Origin of the sequence: Flavobacterium sp. FPG59, assembly GCF_002150205.1 — a bacterium.
In the GTDB taxonomy this organism is placed as follows: Bacteria; Bacteroidota; Bacteroidia; order Flavobacteriales; family Flavobacteriaceae; genus Flavobacterium.
Map to the genome: position 1 here is coordinate 1 of NZ_MTCA01000380.1, position 1,279 is coordinate 1,279.

The 1,279-nt window shown below is 30.4% G+C and carries 1 protein-coding gene; it reads left to right on the forward strand.

Features of this window, described 5'->3' with window-relative positions; all coding sequences use genetic code 11:
* Nucleotides 1-1,238, forward strand: a 1,238-nt coding sequence (locus FPG59_RS16820; RefSeq protein WP_176330786.1) for a hypothetical protein, incomplete at its 5' end; no start/stop codon positions are given.
* Nucleotides 1,239-1,279: the final 41 nt, after the last annotated feature.

Here is a 1,279-nt window from a genome sequence, read left to right on the forward strand (position 1 = left end):
GTGTAGTACAGCACAAAACAACGTATAGTTTTAAAATTATTCCAAAAATAATAACATCAAGTAGTATTTTTAATCTTATTGTACACAATAAAAATGGTGTTTGGGAAACTTCAATAATTGAAATGATTCCTTCAAAACATAACATAAAAGACCTTATTAGTGGAAGTTCTAAGCAATTTAAAGGTAAAATGAGACTTCTTTATCAATCTCATCCATCCCAGAAAGATAAAAACAATTACTTTGAAAGATCTACAGTTATTGGTACTGGATATACCACAATTTTTGTTCAAATTAGTAATTGCACAGGTACAGGACAATGCGCGAGTGGTACTTGTGACAGATGTAATCTTTGTGTAAGTTATAACTCATATAGGGTTCCCATAACGGGAGAAGCTATTGAAGCTCTTGAAGAATCCCCAACTTTTTCTTCAGAAGGCGGTGGTGGTGGCTCTAGTAATATAGATCCTAGTGGGTATGTTATAGACCCCAACTTGTTTGATTTAAGTGATCCAAGAGCATATCTTATATTGCAAAAAGCTGAAATTGCTGCTACATTCTGGGCTGATTTATTAGACGAGCAAGAACAATGGGCAATTGCTAACCCTGAAAAATATAGTGTAGTACTTAATTATTATTTAGATAACACTTCACCTGAAGGTAAAGCGTTTTCTAATTTTGCAATAAAATTTTTAAATGACAACTCTGAGGTAACTTTAGATCAATTCAAAAACTGGTTTATGGGCCACGATAGTTTTGAAGTTAATATTAATAATCTCAATTCAAACCAATTGACTGTAAATAATTTTAGTGAATTAGAATTTGTTTTAAACAATCTAAAATTTGAGACTAATGATTTAGTTGAAAGCAATGAACTAATTTTAATCCAAAATGAAAGATGGGCTACAAAAACTATTGCCTTAAATCCTCCACTCGTCGATCTAACTATAGAATTAGTATCAAGCAATATACCTACATTTACAATTGATAAAGGTGAGTCCAAAACTTTTATCCCTAATATAGCAATTGGCAACACTTGGGTTCAAAATTCTATAGTTTTGATCAATGATAATTACACAACTTACTCTGCTAAAATTGCAATTTCAGGGTATATAAATGTTGGTATTAAATTGGGTGATTTAGAATTTGGGATAAAACAAAGAAAATTAATTGAGATATTTGTGGACAAAAAGTCAGGAAAAATAGGAGCTGCTTCAGTACAAAATATTAAAAACAAATAAATATGGAAAATTTTTTAGATGTAGTAATAAGTTTCATACCA